This is a genomic window from Streptomyces albidoflavus, assembly GCF_000719955.1.
Classification (GTDB): Bacteria; Actinomycetota; Actinomycetes; order Streptomycetales; family Streptomycetaceae; genus Streptomyces; species Streptomyces albidoflavus.
The window spans coordinates 13,559-37,795 of the sequence record NZ_JOII01000057.1 but is presented as its reverse complement, the minus strand read 5'-3'; the positions used below and the strand labels follow the sequence as shown (position 1 = coordinate 37,795).

The following is a 24,237-nucleotide window of genomic DNA, read 5'->3' as shown; positions in this document are numbered from 1 at the left end:
CGGCCCCCGCCACCAACGACGCCACCGGCCCCGCACCCTCAGCACCGCCGAGGCCCCCCACCACCCCCGTCCCCATAGACACCCACCTGGAACGCGTCCGCTCCCGCCTGACCAGGCTCACCCCGGAGCAGGCGCGGGACGCCGCCCGTCGGGGGGCGCTCCTGGTGGACATCCGCTACGCAGCCCTCCGCGACCGGGACGGTCTGATCCCGGGGGCCCTGGTCGTCGAGCGGAACGAGCTGGAGTGGCGGCTTGACCCACAGGGCAGTCACCGGCTGCCCGAGGCGGACCGGCACGACCTTGAGATCGTCGTCCTCTGCAACGAGGGCTACGCCTCCAGTCTGGCCGCCGCCTCCCTGCACGATCTCGGCCTGTTCCGGGCGACCGACCTCGTCGGCGGCTTCCAGGCGTGGCGCGCCGCGGGTCTGCCCGTGACCGCGCCCGCCGCTTCCTGATCAGCGAGGTGCCGGGGCCCTGACCGGCGTGGCGACGCGATCCGCCGGACCTCGCCGGTCACTCCCCCCACATGTGCTCCTCCATGTCCTCCCCCTCTTCCTCCAGCGCCTGGCGCACGACCCGCAGCGCCAGCCCTTCCCCGTACCCCTTGCGGGCGAGCATCCCCGCGAGCCGTCGCAGCCGCTTGTCCCGGTCGAGGCCGCGGGTCGAGCGGAGTTTGCGGTCGACCAGTTCGCGGGCGGTGCGCTCCTCCTGTTCGGGGTCGAGCTTGGAGACCGCCTCGTCGACGACGGCGGCGTCGACGCCCTTGGTGCGCAGTTCCCGGGCCAGTGCCCGCCGGGCAAGGCCCCGCCCGTGGTGGCGGGACTCGACCCAGGCGTCCGCGAACTTCTCGTCGTCGATCAGGCCCACTTCCTCGAAGCGGGTCAGCACCTCGTCGGCCACCTCGTCGGGGATCTCCCGCTTGCGCAGGGCCTCGGCGAGCTGGCTGCGGGTGCGGGCCGTCCCGGTCAGCAGGCGCAGGCAGATGGCACGGGCGCGCTCCGCCGGATCCTGAGGTGGCTCCTCCCTCCCGGCCCTCGACGGGAAGGAGGAACCACCGGTCGTACCGGCGTCCCGGCGGCGTCCGCGTCCACGCCGCCGGCCGGCCCCCGCACCGGCCGGGTCACCCTCCGGTCCGGCTCCCCCGTCGTCCGGATCGGGCCACGGGGGGCCGGGCAGGGATGCGCCCTGCTCCTGCGGGTGATCGTCGGCGTCCGGACGCCGGGCCCACTGCGCCACGGCGGATCAGCCCTTGGCCGCCGCGGCCTTGGTCGCCCGGGTCGCCTTGGCCGCCGGAGCAGGCACGGACTTGGCCTCCTTGGCCTCCTCGGTGGCTGCGGAGTCGGCGGCCGCCTCGGAGCCGGCCGCATCGGGCCGCACGCCGACGCCGAGCTTCTCCTTGATCTTGCGCTCGATCTCGTCGGCCAGGTCGGGGTTGTCCTTGAGGAAGTTGCGGGCGTTCTCCTTGCCCTGCCCCAGCTGGTCGCCCTCGTAGGTGTACCAGGCGCCGGCCTTGCGGACGAAGCCGTGCTCCACACCCATGTCGATCAGGCCGCCCTCGCGACTGATGCCGTGGCCGTAGAGGATGTCGAACTCGGCCTGCTTGAAGGGCGGGGCGACCTTGTTCTTGACCACCTTGCAGCGGGTGCGGTTGCCCACCGCGTCCGTGCCGTCCTTGAGCGTCTCGATGCGGCGGATGTCGATCCGGACCGAGGCGTAGAACTTCAGGGCGCGGCCACCGGTCGTCGTCTCCGGGGAGCCGAACATCACGCCGATCTTCTCGCGGAGCTGGTTGATGAAGATCGCCGTGGTCTTGGACTGGTTGAGCGCGCTGGTGATCTTCCGGAGCGCCTGGCTCATCAGGCGGGCCTGGAGGCCCACGTGGGAGTCGCCCATCTCGCCCTCGATCTCGGCCCGCGGCACCAGGGCGGCGACGGAGTCGATGACGATCAGGTCGAGCGCGCCGGAGCGGACCAGCATGTCGACGATCTCCAGCGCCTGCTCGCCGTTGTCCGGCTGGGACAGGATGAGGTTGTCGATGTCGACGCCGAGCTTCTTGGCGTACTCCGGGTCGAGCGCGTGCTCCGCGTCGACGAAGGCCACCTGGCCGCCGGCCTTCTGCGCGTTGGCCACGGCGTGCAGGGTCAGGGTCGTCTTGCCGGAGGACTCCGGGCCGTAGACCTCGACGACGCGGCCGCGGGGCAGGCCGCCCACGCCGAGGGCGATGTCCAGCGCGGTCGAGCCGGTGGGGATCACCTCGACGGGCTCGTTCGGCCGCTCGCCCATGCGCATGACGGCGCCCTTGCCGAACTGCCGTTCAATCTGTGCGAGCGCGGCGTCGAGCGCCTTCTCGCGGTCGGTTCCAGCCATGGGTTCCACCCGATTTGCTTGAGTCGTTCGCTTCACGTCGAAAACGCTAACGCCTGGCACTGACAATGCGCCTCGACGCCCTCGCGGCTGTGGATAACTCAGCCCCCGGACTGCCGGAAACCCAGGCGCCGCATCGCCAGATTCTTCATAAGAATGGATGTTCGATTTTTGTGTCAAGCGTGCCACGCGGTGCGCACGGCCCGTCTGCCCCCGTCCCGCCGTCGCCGCACACCCGGCTCAGTCCTCCCACCGTTTGCGCACGGACGCCGCCTCTCCGGTGACGAGGGTGTGTGGTGGGACGTCCTTGGTGACGACGGACCCGGCGCCGACCACCGCGCCCCGTCCGATCGTGACGCCGGGGAGCACCGTGACCGCCGCGCCGAGCCAGGCGCCGGCCTCGACGGTGACCGGGGCCCGGGTGATGTAGTCCGCCCGTTCGGAGGCCGCAAGGGGGTGGTCGGAGGAGATGAGGCTGGTCCTCGGGCCGATCAGCACCCCGTCGCCCAGCCGGATGCCGCCCTGGTCGAAGAAGGTGCACCCCTGGTTGACGAAGACGTGCTCGCCGATGTCGATGCGCAGCCCGTGGTCGGTGTGGAAGGGCGGGTAGAGGGTGGCGGTGGCGGGGAGCGGCCTGCCGAGGATCTCGGTCAGCAGCGCCGCGCGGCCGGCCTCGTCGTCGAAGGGCAGCACGTTGAGCCGCAAGGTCAGGGCGGTGACGTGGGCGATCCGCTCGGCCACCCGCGCGAACTCGGGGGTACGGACGTAGAGCCGGTCCTGATCAGGCATGGGGGTTCCTCACGAGGGGCCGGGGAGCCGGGCGGACACCCGGCGGCGGACGGTGGCCGGATCAACCAGGGGTTGCCCCGGGATCGGCCGCGCCATCAAACCGCCCGGCGCAGGTCCGGTTCAAACAACGCCGGCCCCTCACTCGATCAACTGATGGTTGTCCGGACGGGCCTAGGATGACCGGAATGAACGTCACCGCCGTGCGCACCTTCGTCGCCGTCGTGGACGCCGGCCAGTTCCAGGACGCCGCCGCCGACCTGTCGGTCACACCTCAGGCGGTGTCCAAGCGCGTCGCGGCGCTGGAGAAGGAGCTCGGTGTCCGGCTCCTGGTCCGGGACGCGCGGGGAGCGCGGCTCACCGTCGACGGGCAGGCGTTCCTCCCCCACGCCCGCGGGCTGCTCCGGGCCGCCGAGCGGGCCGTCGCCTCGGTGCGGCCGGGCAGCAGGGCGTTGCGCGTCGACGTGATCGGGCGGCAGCTCTCCCTGGCGGGCCTGTTGCGCGGCTTCCACCGGGCCCACCCCGGCACGGAGCTGGACGTCGTGACGCTCTTCGACTCCGACACGGCTGTCGCCGCCGTACGCGACGGAGCGGTCGACGCGACGTTCCGCGCGGTGTCCGCGCCGGGGCACCGGCTCCCGCCCGGGGTGGCGGCCACCCCGGTCCTCGACGAGCCGCTGCACCTGTTCACGGGGCCCGGCCACCCGTACGCCGAGGCGCCCGCGATCACCCCCGCGCAGCTCGCGGGGCACCGGATCTGGATGCCCGGGAACACCCCGGGCACCGAGTGGACCGCCTACTACGACGCGATGGCGGAGGCTTTCGGCTTCGTCGTCGACACGGTCGGGCCGGACTTCGGCATCGAGCCGCTGCTCGACACCATCGCCGGCTCCACGACCCTGGCCACCTTCGTCAGCGAACAGACCCCGCTGGTCTGGCCTGCCGAGCACGCCCTGCGCCGCATCCCCCTGGTGGACCCGACCCCGGTCTACCCCCACTGCCTGATCTGGCGCACCGACAACCCCCACCCGTCGCTGGCCGCACTGCGGGACCACCTCGCCGCCGCCCGCCCCGTCCGGCCCGAGGGTGGCGTCTGGGTTCCGGAGTGGAGCCGTCCTGCGGACCGGGGATGACCGTTCCGGTCCGTGGCCGGGGCCGTGTGCGGTGCTCCGGGCGCGCCTTCCCCGGGGCGGGGGCCAGGTTCGCGTATGACCGTCGGGACTGCTGGGACCGATGAGTTCGGTCGTCGAAGGAGGTCTCCCCCGGTATGACGCGCATCATCGCTGACATCTCCGTCTCGCTCGACGGCTTCGTCACGGGCCCCGATCCCGGCCCGGCGGGCGGCCTGGGCAGGGGAGGCGAGGCCCTGCACACCTGGGCGTTCTCCGAGGACCCCGAGGACCGGCGGATCCTGGGCGAGGCCACCGCGCGCTCGGGCGCCGTCGTCCTCGGCCGCCGGCTCTTCGACGTGGTCGACGGTCCCGACGGCTGGAGCGACGAGGTCGGCTACGGCGCCGGGGAGGCCGGCCGGCCCGCCTTCGTCGTCGTGACGAGCGCGCTGCCCGCCGCGCTGCGGCTGACCGGGCTGGACTGGACGTTCGTCACCACGGGCCTGGAGGACGCGGTGGCCGCCGCGCGGGAGCGGGCCGAGGAGGCGTCGGAGAGGAGCGGCACCGAACTGGACACCGTCCTGATGGGCGGCGCGGCCACGATCCGCTCGGCCTTCGAGGCGGGGCTGGTGGACGTACTCTCCCTGCACCTCGCCCCGGTCGTCCTGGGCGCGGGAACGCCCCTGTTCACCGGCGCGGCCCCGCGCACACTGGTGCAGCGGAGCGTGACGCCGACCTCGACCGCGACCCACCTGACCTACGAGGTGCTCCGGTGACCCCCTGAGCTGCGACGTGGCCGAGGCGGTGCGGATCGGACCGGACGCCGCGGGCGGCGGGAACCTGGAGGTCCTCTCGCCCACCGTCGGGCGGCAGCTCCTGGAACGCGGCCTGATCGACGAGATCGACCTGCACGTCGCGCCCGTCCTGCTCGGCGACGGCGTACGGCTCTTCGACAACCCGGGCGGCGCCCCCGTCCGCCTCGCCCTGCTCAACGGCGACGACCCGGCCCGCGAGGTGAACCTGCGCCACCGCCCGTTCGCCGGCGGCCAGGACCGGAGCGCGTGAGCCGGCTCAGGTGACCGGCGGTCGCGACGGAACGAGGCGCCCCCTTCGCGGACCGTGCGGTCAACTCGGCCGGGCACCGGCGTAGACGGTCACGGCGTCGCGCTGGTGGACGGCGAGGGCTTCGGCGATCTCGCCGAAGTCGGCGCGCGTCCGCGGGTCGGTGCGCCTACTCGCGGTCCTCCGGCCGTTCGCCGCCGGGTTCCGCCCGCGTCGCTCCGCCCTCTTCGCCGGGGAGCGGTTCCGCCGGGGCGATGACGTCGGGGCCGGCGGTCTCCTCGTTGGGCAGCCGCAGGGCCTTGCGGACCCGGACCAGGACGGGGCCGGGTGCCCGGCGCCGGTGGCCGCTGACGCGGGCCTCGTCGTGGACGTCGTAGCGGCGGACGTAGGCGCCGAGGAAGGCCTGGAGGGTGGCGACGGCGGGGATGGCGATCAGGGCGCCGACGGCGCCGAGGAGGGCGGTGCCGGCGATGACGGAGCCGAAGGCGACGGCGGGGTGGATGTCGACGGTCTTCGCGGTCAGCTTCGGCTGGAGCATGTAGTTCTCGAACTGCTGGTACACGACGACGAAGCCGAGCACCCACAGGGCGTACCAGGGGTCGACGGTGAAGGCGATGAGCATCGGCAGGGCGCCGGCCAGGTAGGTGCCGATGGTGGGGATGAACTGGGAGACCAGGCCGACCCAGACGGCGAGGGCCGGGGCGTAGGGCACGCCGAGCCACTGGAGCAGGACGTAGTGGGCGGCGCCGGAGATGAGCGCCATGAGGCCGCGCGAGTAGAGGTAGCCGCCGGTCTTGTCGACGGCGATCTCCCAGGCGCGCAGGACCTCGGCCTGGCGGGCGGGCGGCAGGACCGAGCACAGGGCGCGGCGCAGGCGGGGCCCGTCGGCGGCGAAGTAGAAGGCGAAGAGGACGAGCGTCAGCAGCTGGAAGAGGCCGCCGAGGAGCTGCGCGGAGATGTCCAGGACACCGGTGGCGCTGTTCTGCACGTACCGCCGCAGCCAGTCCGAGTGGACGAGGCTGTCCTGGACCTCCAGGCGGGACAGGTCGGTGTGGAAGGTCTGGTTGATCCAGCTGATCACCGAGTCGAGGTACTTGGGGAAGTCCTCGACCATGTCGACGATCTGCCCGGCCAGCATCGAGCCGAGCAGGGTGACGAACCCGGCGCTGGCGACGAGCAGGCCGAGGAAGACGGTGGCGGTGGCGAGGCCCCGGCGCATGCCCCGGGCGGCCATCCAGCTGACCGCCGGCTCGACGGCGAGGGCGAGGAAGAAGGCGATCAGGATGTTGATCAGCAACGAGGTCAGCTGGTGGAAGGCCCAGGTGCCGAGCTGGAAGGCGGCGACGAGGGCCAGCGCCATCACCATGGCGCGCGGCAGCCACCGGGGCATGGCCGAGCCCAGGGGCGGCCGGTCGGGCTCCGGTACGGGGCCGGTGGCGGGGCGGTCGGCGGGGCTCGCGCTCTCGTCTGTCGATGACACGGGGTCAGTCTCGCCCACCGGCGGACCGCGCGGGACCACCCGGCAGGTCGCCCGGGTCACATCGGCGCCCGGACGGTGCCCGGGGCGCGGTCAGCGGCGCTCGGAGGGGACGTCCATGGCGGTGCAGACGGCGCGCCACACGTCCTTCGCCTCCCAGCCCGCGTCGAGCGCCTCGTGGACGGTGCGCCCGCCGAGTTCGGCCATGACGTGGTCGCGGGCGAAGGTCTCGGCGTAGCCCGCGCCGAAGTGGTCCGCCATGAGTTCCCAGAAAACCGTCAGCCGCATGCACCCAGTATCGCGCCCCGGGCGCGGGTCAGCCGGTGAGGGCCCGCAGTCCGGCGGTGACGGCGACGGCGGCGCCCACCACGACGAGGAACGGGGCGCGCAGCAGCAGCGCGATCCCGGCGGCGGCCAGCCCGGCGGCGCGGGCGTCGAGGGTGAGCGTGGTGCCCTGCGCGAAGGTCTGCTGGGCGGTGAGGGCGGCGAGCAGGGCGACCGGGACGAGGGCGGCGAGCCGTCGGACGAGGGGGCGTTCCAGGACCCCGGCGGGGACGAGGAGTCCGGCGAGCTTCCACGCGTAGCAGCCGGCGGCGGTGAGCGCGATGGCGATCCAGACGGTCATCGGGGGCTCTCCTCGGAGGGGCGGGGCCTGCGGCGGCCTTCGGCCCACAGGACGGCGGGGGCGGCGAGCGCGGCGACGAGGACGGGGACGCCGCCGGGCAGGACGGGCAGCAGTCCGAGGCCGAGAAGGACGGCGGCCGCGGCGGTGACGCGTTCGCGGGCGGTACGGACCATCGGGGCGAGCAGGGCGAGGAAGACGGCGGGGCCGGCGGCGTCCAGGCCCCAGGCGCCGGTGTCGCCGATCGCCTCCGCGCCGAGAGCGCCGAGGAGCGTGGTGACGTTCCACAGGACGTAGAGGGTGGCGCCGGTGACGAAGAAGCCGAGGCGGGTGTGGCGCCGGCCCCGCTGGGCGAGGGCCACGGCGGAGCTCTCGTCGATGGCCCAGTGGGCGGCGAGGGGGCGCGCGGCGCGGGGCAGGGCGAGGAGCTGGGAGAGGCGCAGTCCGTAGAAGGCGTTGCGGGCGCCGAGGAAGAAGGCGCCGGCCGCGGCGGTGAAGGGGTTGCCGCCCGCCGCCAACGCGCCGACCAGGGCGAACTGGGAGGCGCCGGTGAAGACCAGCAGGCTCAGCGCGCACGCCTGGGCCACGGTGAGCCCGGCCCCGGCGGCGGTCGCCCCGAAGGCGAAGCCGGAGAGCCCGACGGCGATCCCGACGCCGAGCGCGTCACGGATCACCTGGCGGTCGCCGGCGGCGGGGGGCGCGGGTATGCCGGGGGCGGGGTCGCCGGGCGGCGGCCCGGCGGAGTCGATGGGGGTCGTCTGTTCAGCCACGTCCCGGACGGTACGGGGCGCGGGGCGGGGCCGTCTTGTACGTTCTTGCGCGCCCCGCTGGCCGCCCGGCGCGGTGGGTGTCTGCGCAGGTCGCGCGCCCCGTACGGGGCGTCACGGGGCGCGCCCCGTGACGGTGCGGGCACCGTGCGCCTCACTCCGCCCGGCGGGCCCTGCGGTACGCCCCCGGGGTGACGCCGACGATGCGGGTGAAGTGGCGGTTGAGGTGGGGCTGGTCGGTGAAGCCGACGGCGGTGGCGGTCTCGGCGGGGGTGGCGCCGGAATGGAGGAGGGCGCGGGCACGGCGGACCCGGGCGTCGGTGAGCCAGGTGTGCGGGGGCATGCCGTAGGCGGCCTTGAAGGCGCGCAGGACGGCGAAGGGGCTGCTGCCGAGGGTCCGGGCGAGTTCTTCCAGGGAGGGCGGGTCGGTCAGCCGCTCCGCCAGGAGGTCGCGGGCGCGGGCGGCGGTGCCCCGGCCGGCGGAGGCGGGGACGGCGTGGGCCGCGGTGGTGCCGTAGAGGTTCAGGAGGCGGGCGATCAGGACCCGCAGGAGGGTGTCGGCGGCGAGGGCGTCGCCCTCTTCGACGGCGCGGTGGACGGCGCGGACGAGGCGGCCCGAGCGGGCGTCGTCGGCGATGGGGCGGTCGAAGACGGGGGTGCCGGGCGGGTGGCCGGTGGCGTCGGCGACCTCGCGGACCAGGCCGAGGGAGGGGTAGAGGGTGGCGTAGGCCCAGCCTTCGGGGGTGCCGGCGCGGGCGGCGTGGGCGACCTCCGGGTTGACCATGACGAGGGTGCCGGGGCCCGCGTGCAGGGTGGTGCCGGGCAGCTCGACACGTTCCACGCCGTGGGTGACGGCGCCGAGGGTGTAGCCCTCGTGGCTGTGGCGGGGGAAGGTGTGGCGGATGTAGCGGGCGCGCAGCAGGTCGAGGCCGGGCAGCGGCTCCCAGCTCCAGTGCCGGGCCCACTCGCGTGCGGCCTGCCGCTGCTCGGGCGTGTCGGGGGCGTCCTGCCGTTCCATGGGTCCATGGTGCGCCGTCCGCACCGCGCGTGACCTGGGCGTCCACGCCGTGGACCGGTGGTTGTCGGTGGCGGGGTGCACGATGGGAGCCATGGCACGCTCAGCGCTCGACACGTTCTCCCCGGCGACCCGGAACTGGTTCACCGGGGCCTTCTCGGCGCCCACCGCCGCCCAGGAGGGGGCGTGGGGTGCCATCGCCGAGGGTTCGGACGTGCTGGTGGTGGCGCCGACCGGTTCCGGCAAGACGCTGGCGGCCTTCCTCTCCGCGCTGGACACGCTGGCGTCGACGCCGCCGCCCGCCGAGTCCCGCAAGCGCTGCCGGGTGCTGTACGTCTCCCCGCTGAAGGCGCTCGCGGTGGACGTGGAGCGCAATCTGCGCAGCCCGCTGACGGGCATCCGGCAGGAGTCGGTGCGGCTCGGGCTGCCGGAGCCGGAGGTGCGGGTCGGTATCCGCTCGGGTGACACCCCGGCGGCGGAGCGGCGCTCGCTGGCGACGCGGCCGCCGGACATCCTCATCACCACCCCGGAGTCGCTCTTCCTGATGCTGACCTCCTCGGCGCGGGAGGCGCTGGAGGGGGTGGAGACGGTCATCCTCGACGAGGTGCACGCGGTGGCGGGCACCAAGCGCGGCGCCCATCTGGCACTCTCCCTGGAGCGGCTGGACGAGCTGCTGCCGAAGCCGGCCCGCCGGATCGGGCTGTCGGCGACGGTCCGGCCGGTGGGCGAGGTGGCGCGGTTCCTGTCGCCGCAGCGCCGGGTGGAGATCGTCCAGCCGGCCTCGGGCAAGGAGTTCGATCTGTCGGTGGTGGTGCCGGTGGAGGATCTGGGCGAGCTGGGCGGCTCGCCGGTGAGCGACGAGGGCTCGGGCGACCGCCCCTCGATCTGGCCGCACGTCGAGGAGCGCATCGCCGACCTGATCCAGTCGCACCGCTCGACCATCGTCTTCGCCAACTCCCGCCGCCTCGCCGAACGCCTGTGCAACCGGCTGAACGAGATCGCCTACGAGCGTGCCACCGGCGAGGCCATGCCCGAGGACCACTCCCCCGCCGAGCTGATGGGCGCCGCCTCGTCGGCCTCGGGGGCGCCTCCCCTGATCGCCCGCGCCCACCACGGTTCGGTCTCCAAGGAGCAGCGCGCCCAGGTGGAGGAGGACCTGAAGGCGGGCCGGCTGCCCGCCGTGGTGGCCACCTCCAGCCTGGAGCTGGGCATCGACATGGGCGCGGTGGACCTGGTGGTGCAGGTCGAGTCCCCGCCGTCGGTGGCCTCGGGGCTCCAGCGGGTGGGGCGCGCGGGGCACCAGGTGGGCGCGGTCTCCACGGGCGTGGTCTTCCCGAAGTACCGGGGCGACCTGGTGCAGTCGGCGGTGGTGACGGAGCGGATGCGGGAGGGCCGGATCGAGGCGCTGCGGGTCCCGTCGAACCCGCTGGACGTGCTGGCCCAGCAGATCGTGGCGATGACCGCGATGGACACCTGGCAGTTCGACGACCTGCTGGCGCTGGCGCGGCGGGCGGCCCCGTTCTCCTCGCTGCCGGAGTCGGCGTTCACCGCGGTGCTGGACATGCTGGCGGGCCGCTATCCCTCGGACGCCTTCGCCGAGCTGCGCCCGCGCGTGGTCTGGGACCGCGTCGCGGGCACCGTGACGGGCCGCCCGGGGGCGCAGCGGCTCGCCGTCACCTCCGGCGGCACCATCCCCGACCGCGGCCTGTTCGGCGTCTTCCTGGCGGGCGCGGACCCGAAGAAGGGCGGCGGCCGGGTCGGCGAGCTGGACGAGGAGATGGTCTACGAGTCGCGCACCGGCGACGTCTTCACGCTGGGCACCACCTCGTGGCGGATCGAGGACATCACCCGCGACCGGGTCCTGGTCTCGCCGGCGCCGGGCGTGCCGGGGCGGCTGCCGTTCTGGAAGGGCGACCAGCTGGGGCGTCCGCTGGAGCTGGGGCGGGCGCTGGGCGCCTTCGTCCGGGAGGTCGGGGCGCTGCCCGAGGAGGACGCCCGGCTGCGGCTGCTGGCCGCGGGGCTGGACGCCTGGGCGGCGGAGAACCTCCTGACGTACCTGAAGGAGCAGCGCGAGGCGTGCGGGCACGTCCCGGACGACCGGACGGTGGTCGTGGAGCGGTTCCGGGACGAGCTGGGTGACTGGCGGGTGGTGATCCACTCCCCGTTCGGCGCGCAGGTGCACGCCCCGTGGGCGCTGGCGCTGGGGGCGCGTCTGAGCGAGCGGTACGGCATGGACGCCCAGGTGATGCACGCCGACGACGGGATCGTGCTGCGCCTGCCCGACGCGGACCTCCTGGGGCTGGACCTGCTGGACGACGAGGCGTCGGACCCGGGCACGGCCTTCGACACCGAGCAGTCCCCGGTCGGCGCCCAGGACGTCACCTTCGACAAGGGCGAGATCGAGGGGATCGTCACCGACCAGGTGGGCAGCTCGGCGCTGTTCGCCTCGCGGTTCCGGGAGTGCGCGGCCCGCGCGCTGCTGCTGCCGCGCCGCAGCCCCGGCAAGCGCACCCCGCTGTGGCAGCAGCGGCAGCGGGCCTCGCAGCTGCTCCAGGTGGCGAGCGAGTTCGGCTCCTTCCCGATCGTCCTGGAGGCGGTCCGCGAGTGCCTCCAGGACGTCTTCGACGTGCCGGGGCTGACCGAGCTGATGGGCGACCTGGAGGCCCGCCGCGTCCGCCTGGTCGAGGTGACGACCCCGGAGGCGTCCCCCTTCGCCCGCTCCCTGCTCTTCGGGTACGTGGCGCAGTTCCTGTACGAGGGGGACTCGCCGCTGGCCGAGCGGCGGGCGGCGGCGCTGTCGCTGGACTCGCGGCTGCTGTCCGAGCTGCTGGGCCAGGCCGAGCTGCGGGAGCTGCTGGACGCGGAGGTCCTGGCCGAGCTGGAGCAGGAGCTCCAGTGGCGCACCGAGGACCGCCGGATCAAGGACGCGGAGGGGGTCGCCGACGCGCTGCGGGTGCTGGGCCCGCTGACCTCGGCGGAGCTGGCGGAGCGCGGCGCCGATCCGGCGTGGGCGCGGGAGCTGGCGGGCGCGCGCCGCGTCATCGAGGTGCGGATCGCCTCGGTGGAGCACTGGGCGGCGATCGAGGACGCGGGGCGGCTGCGCGACGCGCTCGGCGTGGCGCTTCCGGTGGGGGTCCCGGAGGCGTTCACGGAGCCGGTGAAGGACCCGCTGGGCGACCTCCTCGCCCGGTACGCCCGCACCCACGGCCCGTTCACGGCGGCCGCGGCGGCGGAGCGGTTCGGTCTCGGGCGGGCGGTCACCGAGGGGGCGCTGGAGCGGCTCGGCGCGAGCGGGCGGGTGGTGCAGGGCGAGTTCCATCCGGCCGGGGTGGGCCAGGAGTGGTGCGACGCGACGGTGCTGCGCCGGCTGCGCCGCCGTTCGCTGGCCGCGCTGCGCCAGGAGCTGGAGCCGGTGGAGCCGACGGCGCTGGCCCGGTTCCTGCCGCCGTGGCAGCACCTGGGCGGGCAGGGACTGCGCGGTCTTGACGGGCTGGTCCGCGCGGTGGAGCAGCTCCAGGGCGCGGCGGTGCCGGCCTCCGCGCTGGAGAAGCTGGTGCTGCCGTCGCGGGTGGCGCAGTACCAGCCGGCGATGCTCGACGAGCTGACGGCCACCGGGGAGCTGCTGTGGGCGGGCAGCGGCTCGCTCCCGGGCAAGGACGGCTGGGTCTCGCTCTACCTCGCGGACAACGCCCCGCTCCTGCTGCCGCCCCCGCACCCGCTGGAGCTGTCGCCGCTGCACCAGGCGGTGCTGGACGCGCTCGCCGGCGGGTACGGCCTCTTCTTCCGCCAGATCGCCGACCAGGTCCGGGCCGCCCATCCCACCGCCTCCGACCAGGCGCTGGCGGACGCCGTCTGGGAGCTGGCCTGGTCGGGGCGGCTCACCAACGACACGGTTGCTCCGCTCCGGGCCCTCCTCGGTTCGGGCCGCACCGCCGGGTCCACGGCGCACCGGGCGCGCCGCAGCGTCCCCCGGGGCCGGTTCGGCGCGCTGACCGCCGCGCCGCGGCCCGCCTCGCGGACGGGCCCGCCGACGGTCGCGGGCCGCTGGTCGCTGCTGCCCCCACTCGAACCCGATCCGACCCTGCGGGCCCACGCCCTGGCCCGCACCCTCCTCGACCGGCACGGCGTCGTCACGCGCGGCGCGGTGGCGGCGGAGGGCGTCGAGGGCGGCTTCTCCGCCGTGTACCGCGTCCTGTCGGCCTTCGAGGACAGCGGGCAGGCCCGCCGGGGTTACGTGGTGGAGGGGCTGGGCGCGGCCCAGTTCGCGATGGACGGCGCGGTGGACCGCCTGCGTGCCTCCGCGACCGCCGCCGAGCGGGAGGCCGGCGGTACGCCCCGGCAGGCCCTAGTGCTGGCGGCGGCCGACCCGGCCAACGCGTACGGCGCGGCTCTCCCCTGGCCGGAGCCGCCGAGCGGGGCCGGGCACAAGCCGGGCCGTAAGGCGGGGGCGATGGTCGTCCTGGTCGACGGGGAGCTGGCCATGTACATGGAGCGCGGCGGCAAGACCCTGCTGGCCTGGCCCTCCACCACCCCGGACGACCCCTCGGCCCCCGATCCCCGCCTGGAGGGAGCCGCCCACGCCCTCGCGGGTTCTGCCGCCGGAGGTTCCCTCGGCACGGTCACCGTCGAACGCGTCAACGGCGAGCCCGCCCTGACCTCTCCGGTCGGCACCTACCTGGAGAACGCGGGCTTCCACGCGACACCGAGGGGGCTGCGGCTGCGCGGCGGGAGGTGACCGGAGAGGCCCCGGCCCGCCTCGTCCGCGTCACCGGCCGGCGGCGGCCAGTACGGCGGCGAGGCCCTCGCGCAGGTCCTGGACGAAGTACCCGGGAACCTCCAGCGACGGGAAATGGCCCCCGGCTTCCGGCGTCCGCCAGCGGACGATGCGGCGGTAGCGCTGCTCGGCCCAGGGGCGCGGCGTCTTCTCGATGTCGCGCGGATACATGGTGACGGCGGCCGGGACGTCGACCCGCAGCGCGGGGTCGACCGAGTTGTGGCTCTCGTAGTAGATGCGGGCCGCCGAGGCGCCGGTCCGGGTCAGCCAGTACAGGGTGACGTTGTCGAGAAGGCGGTCCCGGGAGATCGTCTCGAAGGGGCTGTCCTCGGTGTCCGACCACTCGGCGAACTTGTCGAGAATCCAGGCCAGCAGCCCCACCGGCGAGTCGACGAGGGCGTAGCCGATGGTCTGCGGCCGGGTCGCCTGCTGCTTCGCGTACGCGGCGCGGTGGCGCCAGAAGTGGCGGGTCTCCTCGGTCCACCGGCGCTCGTCCGGCGTCAGCCCGTCGGTGGTCAGCCCGGGCGGTGCCTCCGCGAAGGTCGAGTGGACCCCGAGCACGTGGCCGGGGAAGCGGCCGCCGAGCACGGTGGTGATGTTGCCGCCCCAGTCGCCGCCGTGGGCGAGGAACCGGTCGTGGCCGAGCCGGCCCATGAGTTCCACCCAGGCGGCCGCGATCCGCTCCGTCCCCCACCCGGTGGTGGCCGGCTTGTCGCTGTAGCCGAAGCCCGGCAGCGAGGGGGCCACCACGTGGAAGGCCGGCGCGTCCGGGTCGGCGGGGTGGGCCAGTTCGTCCACGACGTCGATGAACTCGGCGACGCTGCCCGGCCAGCCGTGCGTCATGAGCAGCGGGGTGGCGTCCGCGCGGGCGGAGCGGCGGTGCAGGAAGTGGATGCCGAGGCCGTCGACGGTCGTACGGAACTGGCCGGCCCGGTGCAGGCGCGCCTCGAACGCCCGCCAGTCGTAGCCGGTGCGCCAGTACTCCACGAGACCGGCCAGGTCGGCGAGTGGCACGCCCTGCTCCCACCGGCCGGGCCCCGGCGGGGCGCCACGCACCGTCTCCGCCTCCGGGAGCCGGGCCGCGGCCAGCCGGGCGCGCAGGTCGTCGAGTTCGGCGTCGGTCGCACGGGCTTCGAACGCTCGCACGTCGCTGAGGGAGCGGGACATGGCGGCACCTCCTGGCCGTCGCTGGACCGGCCCCCACCTGAGAACCGGCTAAGGCGGTTCTAGCACGGGCCCGGATGCAGCGACAACCGGCTAAGGTGGTTCCATGCCCGCAGAGTTCCCCGACTTCCGCCTCGGCACCGTGCCGGCGACGAGCTTCACGGCGACACTGACGGAGCGGCAGGGCGAACCCGTGGAGCGCATCCCCGTGCCGCAGCGACTGGTCGACTGGCTGGCGGTGTACGGCCTCGCCGTGGGCTCCTGCACGCCCGCCCAGCTCGGCCTCGCCCGGGAACTCCGCGAGGCCGTCCACGCCGCGGCGACGGCGGCCGCGACCGGAGCGCCACTCCCCGCCACCGCCGTCCGCGTCATCAACGACCGCAGCGTCGAGGGCCGGGCGGCCGCCGTCCTGACCCCCGAGGGCGAGCGCCGCTGGCACCTCGCCTCGGGCTCCGTCGAGGACGCCCTCAGCGTGATCGCCGCCGACGCGATCGGCATCCTCTCCGGCGAGCGCGACGGAAAACTGGCCCTGTGCGCCTCCCCCACCTGCCGGGCCGCCTTCTTCGACACCAGCCAGAGCCGCAGCCGCAAGTGGTGCGACATGAACACCTGCGGCAACCGCCAGAAGAAGGCCCGCTTCCACGCCAAGCAGCGCAAGGGCCCCGCCACGGGGGAGTGACCGCCCCCCCCCGTTCCACGCACTCCGGCACCACCCCTCCCCGAGCCATACCCTCCCCGCCGAAAGCACGACCACATTTGCCTAAATGCCTTAGGCAGATGCACCATGGCATTAGCCAGACGAAAGGACCCGGTCATGCCCCGTGCGGGACTCACCCCCGAGCGCCTCACCCAGGCCGGAGCGGAACTCGCCGACGAGATCGGCTTCGACCAGGTGACCGTCTCCGCCCTGGCGCGACAGTTCGGCGTGCAGGTCGCGAGCCTCTACTCGCACGTCAGGAACTCCCAGGACCTCAAGACCCGCATCGCCCTGCTCGCCCTGGCCGAGATGGCCGACCGCGCCGCCGACGCCGTGGCCGGACGGGCCGGGAAGGACGCCCTGACCGCCTTCGCCGACGTCTACCGCGACTACGCACGCGAGCACCCGGGCCGGTACGCGGCCGCCCAGCTGCCGCTGGACCCCCAGACGGCGGCGGCCAGCGCCGGTGTGCGCCACGCCCAGATGACGCGGGCGATCCTGCGCGGCTACGACCTCTCGGAGCCGGACCAGACACACGCCGTCCGGCTGCTGGGCAGCGTCTTCCACGGCTACGTCAGCCTGGAGGCGAGCGGCGGCTTCAGCCACAGCGCCCCCGACTCCTCGGAGAGCTGGGCACGCGTCCTGGACTCCCTCGACACCCTCCTGCGCAACTGGGAGGCCCAGCCCTGACCGGCTGACCGCCCCCGGACGGCCCGCGCCCCGTCCCGGCCCCGGCGCGGCATCCCACCCCACACCCTGCGACCCCCAGGCGGAACCATGCCCACCGACCACGAACCGGCCCCCACCCCGGTCACCACCCCCCTCACCCCGGACCTCGTCCGCGGCGCCCTGGAGCTGGAGCCGACCGCACGCGGCGTCCTCCCGCACCGGCTGCCCGCCTGGGCCCGCGCCCAGAACACCGACGGCCAGCTGGCCATGGCCGAGGCCCAGCCCTCGGGCGTACGGCTGGCCTTCCGCACCCGGTCCACCGCCGTCGCCCTGGAGACACTGCCCACCAAGCGGGTCTACGTGGGCGCCCCGCCCCGGCCCGACGGCCTGTACGACCTGGTGGTCGACGGCCGCCTCGTCGACCGGGCGAGCGCCCCCGGCGGCAACACCCTCACCCTCGACATGGCGGCCGGCACCGCCGAGACCGTGCCCGGCCCGCCCGGGACGGTACGTTTCGCCGAGCTGCCCGCCGGGGTCAAGGACATCGAGATCTGGCTGCCGCACAACGAGGCGGCCGAGCTGCTGGCCCTGCGCACCGACGCGCCCGTCGAGCCCCTCCCGGAGAGCGGACGCCGCGTCTGGCTCCACCACGGGAGTTCGATCAGCCACGGCTCGGACGCCGCGAGCCCGTCCACCACCTGGCCCGCGCTGGCCGCGGCGCGGGGCGGCGTGGACCTGGTCAACCTCGGTCTCGGCGGCGCCGCGCTGCTCGACCCGTTCACCGCCCGCACCCTGCGCGACACCCCGGCCGACCTGATCAGCGTCAAGATCGGCATCAACCTCGTCAACGCCGACCTGATGCGGCTGCGCGCCTTCACCCCGGCGGTCCACGGCTTCCTGGACACCATCCGCGAGGGCCACCCGGCCACCCCGCTCCTGGTCGTCACGCCGATACTCTGCCCGATCCACGAGGAGACCCCCGGCCCCTGCGCCCCGGACTTCAGCGAGATCGCCGAAGGGCGGATCAAGTTCAAGGCGGTCGGCGACCCGGCCGAGGTGGCCGCCGGAAAGCTCACCCTGAGCGTGATCCGCGACGAGCTGACCCGCATCGTGCGGCAGCGGGCCGCCGACGACCCGCACCTGCACCTCCTCGACGGCCGCGAGCTGTACGGCGAGGCGGACCACGCCGAGCTGCCGCTCCCCGACGAGCTGCACCCGGACGCCGCCACCCACCGCCGCATGGGCGAGCGCTTCGCCGCCCTCGCCTTCGCCCCGGACGGGCCGTTCGCCACCAGGCCCTGACCCCGGCCGGCCAGGCATCATGGAGCCATGCCCGAGGGAGACACCGTCCACCAGGCGGCGGGGCGCCTGCACCAGGCGCTCGCCGGCCAGGAGCTGACCGTCTCGGACCTCCGTGTGCCCCGCCTCGCGACGGTCGACCTCACCGGCCGCACCGTGGTGGAGGTGGTGGCCCGGGGCAAGCACCTGCTGACCCGCCTGGAGGGCGGCCTCACCCTCCACTCCCATCTGCGGATGGACGGCTCGTGGCGGATCTTCGCACCGGGCGAGCGCTGGCGGGGCGGGCCGGGCCACCAGATCCGCGCGGTCCTCGGCACCGCCTCACGCACCGCCGTCGGCTACCGCCTGCCCGTCCTGGAGCTGCTGCGCACCACGGCCGAGGACGAGGCCGTCGGCCACCTCGGCCCCGACCTGCTGGGCCCCGACTGGTCCCCCACCGAGGCGCTGGCCCGGCTGGCGGCCGCGCCGGAGCGCGAGGTCGGCGAGGCGGTGCTGGACCAGCGCAATCTGGCGGGCATCGGCAACGTCTTCAAGAGCGAACTCTGCTTCCTGCTCCGCGTGACCCCGTGGCTGCCGGTCGGCGAGCTGCCCGACCCCGAACGCCTCACCACCCTCGCGGCCCGCCTCCTGGAGGCCAACCGCCACCGTCCGCGCCGCACCACCACCGGCCGCCCCGACCGCCCCCTGTACGTCTACGGCCGCGCCGGCCGCCCCTGTCTGCGCTGCGGCGCCACCGTCAGAACCGCCCAGCAGGGCGACCCCACCCGCGAACGCCCCACCTACTGGTGCCCGGGCTGCCAGAAGGGCCCGGCCCCCGCCGCGTAACGCCTCGTCCCGCCCTCACCCGTCCCCCGGCTCCCCCTGCCCGCCCCGCACCCGCGCCACCAACCGCCGGGCCGCCGCCCGCGCCCGCGCCGCCTGCTCGTCGGCGCGAGACTTCGGTACGCAGTGCACCGGCAGGACGCTCAGCCCCCAGCCGCCCGCCACCACCGCGGCGACGCCCGCGGGGGCCGCACTGAGTGCGGCCCGCCCCCGGGTTCGTCGTCGGCCGCCGCGGGCGGCCGCCGGTTCTGTCTAGCTGTTCTCCGCCTGGAACATCCAGTGGTGCTTCTCCAGGTCGGCGGTGATGGTGATGAAGATGTCCTGGCTCACCGGGTCCGCGTCACCGGTCGCCTCGATCCGCTCGCGCATCCGGCCGATCACCGCGGCCAGCGCCTGCACGAGGGTGTTGACCGCGTCCACATCCTTGATCCAGCCCTCGTTGACCACCCCGATGCTGCTGGTCCCGGCGACGGTCGCGGCGCGGCCGTCCGGGGAGACCCCGAGGGCCGAGGCCCGCTCGGCCACGGTGTCGGAGTGGGCGCGGGCGGTGTCGACCACCTCGTCGAGCTGGAGGTGGACAGAGCGGAAGCGCGGGCCCGTGACGTTCCAGTGCACCTGCTTGGCGACCAGGGAGAGGTCGATCAGGTCCACCAGGCCGCCCTGCAGGGCGCCCGCGACCACCTTGAGGTCGGTCTCCGGAAGCGGGCTCTTGACCACGTTCATCGCATTCCTCCAAGTCGTCACAGCCGGTCACCCGTCATCGACGGCGGGCCGTCGCCAGCCACGCACCACGATGACACAGGTGACCGATTTGGGTAACTTCGACCGGTCCTTCGGTGGACCGGTGCTGCCACCCGTCAGTTCGGAAGACCCCGGCTCCCACCGGCCACCGCGACCGCCCGAGGGGCGGGTCCGGGCCGGGCGGCACCGTCGTCACCCAACGAGAAGCCCCGGTGGCGGCGGGAGCGGATCTTGTGGATCCGCGTGCCCGCCCCCACCGGGGCTACACGTGTGACGTGCCGTTCTTCTCGCCGCGCCGCTCAGGCGGCGGCGACGCCCACGGCCTCGGGCGCCTTGATCGTCACCCGCTCCGGCGGTACGCCGGAGACGGAGACGGCGTTCAGCATGGGCCTGACCGGAGCCGGCACCGGGTCGGTGGCAGCGGCGGACTCGGCCAGCTCGGCGAGGGCCAGCTCGTCGCTGACCTCACGCATCAGTTCGGACATCCGTACGTCCAACGCGTCGCAAATGGCGGAGAGCAGTTCGGAGGACGCCTCCTTCTGCCCCCGCTCCACCTCGGAGAGATAGCCGAGTGAGACTCGGGCGGACGAGGAGACTTCGCGCAGAGTACGGCCCTGGCGCTGGCGCTGCCGACGCAGCACGTCACCCAGCAGGCGACGGAGCAGAATCATCGGTGGCTCCCTCCTCGGACCGCGTAACCGCATCCTTCACGCCCCACCGTACCGCCTACCGCTGCGGCCGTGCGGGGAGCGATGTCGTGTTCACTCAGGGCTGCAAACATCAGGTCTCCCCGTTCTGTTCCGTATCCTGCGCCCGCCCGTGTCCGCCCAGTTCCCCGATGAGCAGGCCGAGAACCCTCCGGACACTCTCCATACGGATGTCCGTACGGTCGCCGTTCAACCGCAGTGCGGCCGATTTCCCTCCCCCAGGTCCGGCCACGGCGATGTACACGGTGCCCACGGGGCGCCCGTCCTGCGGTTCGGGCCCGGCCACGCCGGTGGTGGCCACGCCCCACTCGGCGCCCAGTTCCCGGCGCACCCCCTGGGCCATCTGGTGCGCGACCTCGGGGTCCACGGCGCCCCTGGCCCGCAGCAGCGCCTCGTCGACACCGAGCAGCCGGGCCTTGAGCTCCGTGGCGTACGCCGTGACCGAGCCGCGGAAGGCGGCCGAGGCGCCCGGGGCGGCGGTCACGGCGGCGGCGACCAGGCCCCCGGTCAGCGACTCGGCGACGGCCAGCGTCTCGCCGCGCTCCTCCAGCAGCCGCAGGGCGTGCTCCGCCTCCAGGCTCACCGCCGGGTCTCCCCGCCGACCTGCCGTGCGCCGGCGGCGTCCTGGCTCTGCTCCCGGGCCTGTCCGGCCCGCTCGCCGGCGGCCGGTGGCGCCTCGCCGGTCCGCTCGGCGGGCCCGGCCGCGGAGGCCGCCGTGGCCACCAGGGCCTCGGAGGCGGTGGCGGTGGGGACGGCGGGGCCGACCTCGCCGACGGTGCCCTGCGCGCCCGTGGCCGCCTCACGGCGTGCGGCCCGCTCGGCGGCGAGACCCGCACGGCGCAGCACGACGGCCTGCCGTACGTAGTCCAGGCCGGTCGCGACGGTCAGCACCACGGCGACGGCCATCACCCAGAACCGCAGGGTGGCCAACGGCCCGGTGAGCGCGAGGACGTACATGCCGGCCGCCGTGCCCTGGGCGAGGGTCTTCAGCTTGCCGCCCCGGCTGGCGGGGATCACGCCGAATCTGATCACCCAGAAGCGCAGCACCGTGATGCCCAGCTCGCGCCCGAGGATCACCGCCGTCACCCACCAGGGCAGCTCCCCGAGCCACGACAGGCAGATCAGCGCGGCGCCCATGATCGCCTTGTCGGCGATCGGGTCGGCGATCTTGCCGAAGTCCGTGACCAGGTTGTACGTCCGGGCGAGGTGCCCGTCGAAGACGTCGGTGATCATGGCGACGGCGAAGGCCGCCCAGGCCAGGGCGCGCCAGGCCGGGTCGTACCCGCCGTCCGCCAGCAGCAGGGCCACGAATCCGGGGACCAGCAGGAGCCGGATCATGGTCAGGATGTTGGCGATGTTCCAGACGCCGGCCTGCCGGACGGCCGGGGTCCCGCGGCTGGCGCCGTGTACGCCGCCCGCGTGGGCTCCACCGGCCGTGGACGCCGACACTCCGGTCATCTGCCCGCCTCCTCGATCAGGTGCAGGGGTTCGGCGACGAGGTCCACTCCCTCGGTGCCGACCACCTTGGCCACGACCATACGGCCCGGGGTGAGGTCCGCGCCGCTCGTGAAGAGGATCTGTCCGTCGGTCTCGGGGGCCTGGTGGGCGGCCCGGCCGACGGCGCCCTCTTCCTCGTCGACGGATTCGACGAGTACCTCCACGGTCTCACCGACCCGCTCGTCCGCGCGCTGCGAGACGAGTTCCTCGGCGAGTCGGGAGACCCGGGCCAGACGCTCGGCGACCTCCTCCTCGGGGAGCTTGCCCTCGTACCCGGCGGCCTCGGTGCCGTCCTCGTCGGAGTAGCCGAAGACGCCGATGGCGTCGAGGCGGGCGCCGGTCAGGAAGCGCTCCAGCTCGGCCACGTCCGCCTCGCTCTCGCCGGGGAAGCCGACGATGAAGTTGGAGCGGACGCCGGCCTCGGGGGCCTTGGCGCGGATCTGCTCCAGCAGGCCGAGGAAGCGGTCGGTGTCGCCGAAGCGGCGCATGGCCCGCAGCACGCCGGGCGCGGAGTGCTGGAAGGAGAGGTCGAAGTAGGGGGCGACCTTCGGCGTCGAGGTGAGGACGTCGATCAGGCCGGGCCGCATCTCGGCGGGCTGGAGGTAGCTGACGCGCACCCGCTCGATGCCGTCCACCTCCGCCAGCTCCGGCAGCAGCGTCTCCAGCAGCCGGATGTCGCCGAGGTCCTTGCCGTACGAGGTGTTGTTCTCGGAGACCAGCATGATCTCCTTCACGCCCTGCCCGGCCAGCCAGCGCGTCTCCTGGAGCACGTCGGAGGGACGCCGGGAGATGAAGGAGCCGCGGAAGGAGGGGATGGCGCAGAAGGAGCAGCGCCGGTCGCAGCCGGAGGCCAGCTTGACCGAGGCGACGGGGCTGGTGCCCAGCCGGCGGCGGAGCGGGGCGCGCGGCCCGGAGGCGGGCGCCAGGCCGTCGGGCAGGTCGGCGGGGGCGGCCGCGGGCTCCTGGGCGTGGCCGGGGAGGGCGACGGCGCTGTCCTGGCGCTCGGCGGGGCTGATCGGCAGCAGCTTGCGCCGGTCGCGCGGGGTGTGGGAGGCGTGGATGCCGCCGCCCAGGATGGTCTGCAGCCGGTCGGAGATGTCGGCGTAGTCGTCGAAGCCGAGCACCCCGTCGGCCTCGGGGAGGGCCTCGGCCAGCTCCTTGCCGTACCGCTCGGCCATGCAGCCGACCGCGACCACGGCCTGGGTTCTGCCCTGGGCCTTGAGGTCGTTGGCCTCCAGGAGGGCGTCGACGGAGTCCTTCTTGGCGGCTTCGACGAAGCCGCAGGTGTTGACGACGGCGACATCGGCGGCTTCGGCGTCCTCGACGAGCTGCCAGCCGTCCGCCTCCAGGCGGCCTGCGAGCTCCTCCGAATCCACCTCGTTACGGGCGCATCCGAGAGTGACGAGAGCGACGGTACGGCGTTCAGGCATGGGCTCAAGACTACTTTGTCCCGGCCGGGGCCCCCGCCCCGGCCGGGACAGGGTCCCGTCTGCCCGGTTCAGCCCGCGTTGGGGTCGCCCTTGGTGTAGGAGAGACGCTGCACCTGGCCGGGCTGGAAGCGGTCCTCGATCTCCTCGCCGTTGACGAGCAGTTCGACCGCGCCGGCGTCGCCGATGACCAGGTCGACGCGCTCCTTGTCGGTGAAGGTCTTGGTCTGCCCCTTCTGGAGCGTGCCGTCGAAGAGGAGCTGGCCGTTGTGGTCCTTGGCCGAGAGCCAGCTGCGCCCCTCGGGCACGGTGATCTTGACGGTCACCCGGTCGGCGGGGGCCGCCGCGATGGCGCTCTCGGAGGGCTTCGGGTCGGGGGCGGGCTTCTCGGCGGACTTCGAGGGCCCGGCCGGCGGGGCGGTGCTGCCGTTCTCGCCCGCGACGTTCTTGGCGCCGCCCTCGTCCTCGCCGCTGAAGAGGGTGAAGCCGACGAAGCCGACGACCGCGACGATGGCGGCGACCATGGCCGCCGTCCAGTTGAGGCGGCGCGGCTCGGAGCGGATGCGTTCGGCCTCGAAGAGCGGGGCGGGCGCGGTGGGGGCCGGGCGGCCGCCGTGGTCGTCGTCGTAGGCGGCGACGAGCGGCTCGGGGTCGATGCCGACGGCGCGCGCCAGCGTGCGGATGTGGCCGCGGGCGTAGACGTCGCCGCCGCAGCGGGAGAAGTCGTCCTGCTCGATCGCCTGGATGATCGGGACGCGGACCCGGGTGGCTGCGCTGACCTCGTCGACGCCGAGTCCGGCCTCGGTGCGGGCACGGGCGAGGGTGCGCCCGATCTCCGGCTTCGGCGGGGCGGTCTCGGCCGGCCCGTCGGCGGTGGCGTCGCCGGGCTCGGGAGCGGGGGCCTGCTCGGTCGTAGGACGCTCGTCCTCGACCTCGGCCGCGGGGGAAGAACCGTTGTCTTCAGGGGATTTGCCGAGGGACACGGGGGTGCCTTTCGAGCCTGTAGCCACCTGCTGGAGGTCCAGTCTAGGGGGGTTGCGAATGCGGGGGGCAACCGGGCGGACGGACTTTGTACGCCATCGGAATGGCGCCCTCCCGCCGCGGCCCGGGGCACAGAGTGCCCCTTCTCTCAACTTGACGTACGCCGAAGGGAAACGGTTGCCCCGTCCGCGCCGCCGGCCCGGTCACCGGTGCGCCGGGGCCCGGTACCGGCGTGCGCCCGGAGCCACACGCCGGGC

General features: G+C 74.4%; 24 protein-coding genes. 9 read left to right on the top strand and 15 right to left on the bottom strand.

What is annotated here, in order from left to right; translation table 11 throughout:
• The first annotated feature begins 74 nt into the window (after positions 1–74).
• Positions 75–455, top strand: coding sequence for a rhodanese-like domain-containing protein (locus IF45_RS32010; protein ID WP_051085212.1), 381 nt, complete (start codon positions 75–77; stop codon positions 453–455).
• A 58-nt stretch (positions 456–513) separates the two neighbouring features.
• Here IF45_RS32010 and recX read toward each other — a convergent pair whose 3' ends face one another.
• The 3 genes from recX to IF45_RS0130250 form a co-directional block, all read right to left on the bottom strand.
• Entirely contained in the window at positions 514–1,236 is a 723-nt protein-coding gene (recX, locus tag IF45_RS0130260; RefSeq protein WP_008404188.1) for a recombination regulator RecX, read from the bottom strand.
• Positions 1,237–1,242: 6 nt separating this feature from the next.
• A complete protein-coding gene (gene recA, locus IF45_RS0130255) occupies positions 1,243–2,367 on the bottom strand; it encodes a recombinase RecA (RefSeq protein ID WP_008404190.1) in 1,125 nt (374 codons plus the stop codon).
• 237 nt (positions 2,368–2,604) lie between these two features.
• Positions 2,605–3,153, bottom strand: coding sequence for a sugar O-acetyltransferase (locus IF45_RS0130250; protein WP_030310758.1), 549 nt, complete (start codon positions 3,151–3,153; stop codon positions 2,605–2,607).
• A 185-nt stretch (positions 3,154–3,338) separates the two neighbouring features.
• Between IF45_RS0130250 and IF45_RS0130245 the strand changes: the two genes are divergently transcribed.
• The 3 genes from IF45_RS0130245 (at position 3,339) to IF45_RS0130235 (ending at position 5,324) form a co-directional block, all read left to right on the top strand.
• Positions 3,339–4,283 carry a LysR family transcriptional regulator gene (locus IF45_RS0130245; protein WP_008404194.1) on the top strand — a complete coding sequence of 315 codons (945 nt, stop codon included), beginning with the start codon at positions 3,339–3,341 and terminating at the stop codon, positions 4,281–4,283.
• A gap of 134 nt (positions 4,284–4,417) precedes the next feature.
• Entirely contained in the window at positions 4,418–5,035 is a 618-nt protein-coding gene (locus IF45_RS0130240) for a dihydrofolate reductase family protein (protein ID WP_030310756.1), read from the top strand.
• A gap of 16 nt (positions 5,036–5,051) precedes the next feature.
• The gene (locus tag IF45_RS0130235) at positions 5,052–5,324 is read left to right on the top strand and encodes a dihydrofolate reductase family protein (protein ID WP_030310754.1); all 273 of its coding nucleotides are present in this window, start codon (positions 5,052–5,054) and stop codon (positions 5,322–5,324) included.
• Between the two features lie 166 nt (positions 5,325–5,490).
• Here the strand turns inward: IF45_RS0130235 and IF45_RS0130230 are convergent, their stop codons facing one another.
• The 5 genes from IF45_RS0130230 to IF45_RS0130210 form a co-directional block, all read right to left on the bottom strand.
• Positions 5,491–6,801, bottom strand: a complete 1,311-nt coding sequence (locus IF45_RS0130230) for an AI-2E family transporter (RefSeq protein WP_010641763.1) — start codon at positions 6,799–6,801, stop codon at positions 5,491–5,493.
• Positions 6,802–6,891: 90 nt separating this feature from the next.
• Positions 6,892–7,086, bottom strand: a complete 195-nt coding sequence (locus IF45_RS0130225; RefSeq protein ID WP_030310749.1) for a DUF3046 domain-containing protein — start codon at positions 7,084–7,086, stop codon at positions 6,892–6,894.
• Between the two features lie 28 nt (positions 7,087–7,114).
• Positions 7,115–7,423, bottom strand: a complete 309-nt coding sequence (locus IF45_RS0130220) for an AzlD domain-containing protein (RefSeq protein ID WP_030310748.1) — start codon at positions 7,421–7,423, stop codon at positions 7,115–7,117.
• Positions 7,420–8,190 carry an AzlC family ABC transporter permease gene (locus IF45_RS0130215; RefSeq protein ID WP_030310747.1) on the bottom strand — a complete coding sequence of 257 codons (771 nt, stop codon included), beginning with the start codon at positions 8,188–8,190 and terminating at the stop codon, positions 7,420–7,422. Before IF45_RS0130215 ends, IF45_RS0130220 begins: the two co-directional genes overlap by 4 nt.
• Before the next feature lie 151 nt (positions 8,191–8,341).
• Positions 8,342–9,205: an AraC family transcriptional regulator gene (locus IF45_RS0130210; protein ID WP_030310746.1), complete on the bottom strand. Its 864-nt coding sequence runs from the start codon at positions 9,203–9,205 to the stop codon at positions 8,342–8,344.
• A 91-nt stretch (positions 9,206–9,296) separates the two neighbouring features.
• On the opposite strand from IF45_RS0130210, the gene IF45_RS0130205 reads away from it, so the two are divergent.
• The gene (locus IF45_RS0130205; RefSeq protein WP_030310744.1) at positions 9,297–13,937 is read left to right on the top strand and encodes an ATP-dependent helicase; all 4,641 of its coding nucleotides are present in this window, start codon (positions 9,297–9,299) and stop codon (positions 13,935–13,937) included.
• A 30-nt stretch (positions 13,938–13,967) separates the two neighbouring features.
• Here the strand turns inward: IF45_RS0130205 and IF45_RS0130200 are convergent, their stop codons facing one another.
• Entirely contained in the window at positions 13,968–15,143 is a 1,176-nt protein-coding gene (locus tag IF45_RS0130200) for an epoxide hydrolase family protein (RefSeq protein WP_030310742.1), read from the bottom strand.
• 103 nt (positions 15,144–15,246) lie between these two features.
• On the opposite strand from IF45_RS0130200, the gene IF45_RS0130195 reads away from it, so the two are divergent.
• From IF45_RS0130195 to IF45_RS0130180, 4 genes are all read left to right on the top strand, one after another.
• Positions 15,247–15,819, top strand: coding sequence for a CGNR zinc finger domain-containing protein (locus tag IF45_RS0130195; RefSeq protein ID WP_030310738.1), 573 nt, complete (start codon positions 15,247–15,249; stop codon positions 15,817–15,819).
• 135 nt (positions 15,820–15,954) lie between these two features.
• A complete protein-coding gene (locus IF45_RS0130190; protein ID WP_003951238.1) occupies positions 15,955–16,527 on the top strand; it encodes a TetR/AcrR family transcriptional regulator in 573 nt (190 codons plus the stop codon).
• Between the two features lie 87 nt (positions 16,528–16,614).
• On the top strand, positions 16,615–17,808 hold the full coding sequence (locus IF45_RS0130185) for a GDSL-type esterase/lipase family protein (RefSeq protein ID WP_030310736.1): 1,194 nt from the start codon (positions 16,615–16,617) through the stop codon (positions 17,806–17,808).
• A gap of 27 nt (positions 17,809–17,835) precedes the next feature.
• Positions 17,836–18,630, top strand: coding sequence for an Fpg/Nei family DNA glycosylase (locus IF45_RS0130180; RefSeq protein WP_030310734.1), 795 nt, complete (start codon positions 17,836–17,838; stop codon positions 18,628–18,630).
• Positions 18,631–18,879: 249 nt separating this feature from the next.
• Here the strand turns inward: IF45_RS0130180 and IF45_RS0130175 are convergent, their stop codons facing one another.
• The 6 genes from IF45_RS0130175 to IF45_RS0130150 form a co-directional block, all read right to left on the bottom strand.
• Positions 18,880–19,350 (bottom strand): Dps family protein, encoded by a 471-nt coding sequence (locus IF45_RS0130175; protein WP_030310732.1) that lies wholly within the window; start codon positions 19,348–19,350, stop codon positions 18,880–18,882.
• A gap of 317 nt (positions 19,351–19,667) precedes the next feature.
• Complete coding sequence (locus IF45_RS0130170) at positions 19,668–20,039, bottom strand: helix-turn-helix domain-containing protein (RefSeq protein ID WP_003951232.1); 372 nt, start codon at positions 20,037–20,039, stop codon at positions 19,668–19,670.
• Between the two features lie 109 nt (positions 20,040–20,148).
• Complete coding sequence (locus IF45_RS0130165) at positions 20,149–20,658, bottom strand: CinA family protein (RefSeq protein ID WP_030310730.1); 510 nt, start codon at positions 20,656–20,658, stop codon at positions 20,149–20,151.
• On the bottom strand, positions 20,655–21,533 hold the full coding sequence (gene pgsA / locus IF45_RS0130160) for a CDP-diacylglycerol--glycerol-3-phosphate 3-phosphatidyltransferase (protein WP_030310728.1): 879 nt from the start codon (positions 21,531–21,533) through the stop codon (positions 20,655–20,657). The genes IF45_RS0130165 and pgsA overlap by 4 nt, the downstream gene beginning before the upstream one ends.
• Positions 21,530–23,002 carry a 30S ribosomal protein S12 methylthiotransferase RimO gene (gene rimO, locus IF45_RS0130155; protein WP_003951228.1) on the bottom strand — a complete coding sequence of 491 codons (1,473 nt, stop codon included), beginning with the start codon at positions 23,000–23,002 and terminating at the stop codon, positions 21,530–21,532. Before rimO ends, pgsA begins: the two co-directional genes overlap by 4 nt.
• A 68-nt stretch (positions 23,003–23,070) precedes the next feature.
• Positions 23,071–23,982, bottom strand: a complete 912-nt coding sequence (locus IF45_RS0130150; RefSeq protein ID WP_030310725.1) for a helix-turn-helix domain-containing protein — start codon at positions 23,980–23,982, stop codon at positions 23,071–23,073.
• Positions 23,983–24,237 lie beyond the last annotated feature (255 nt).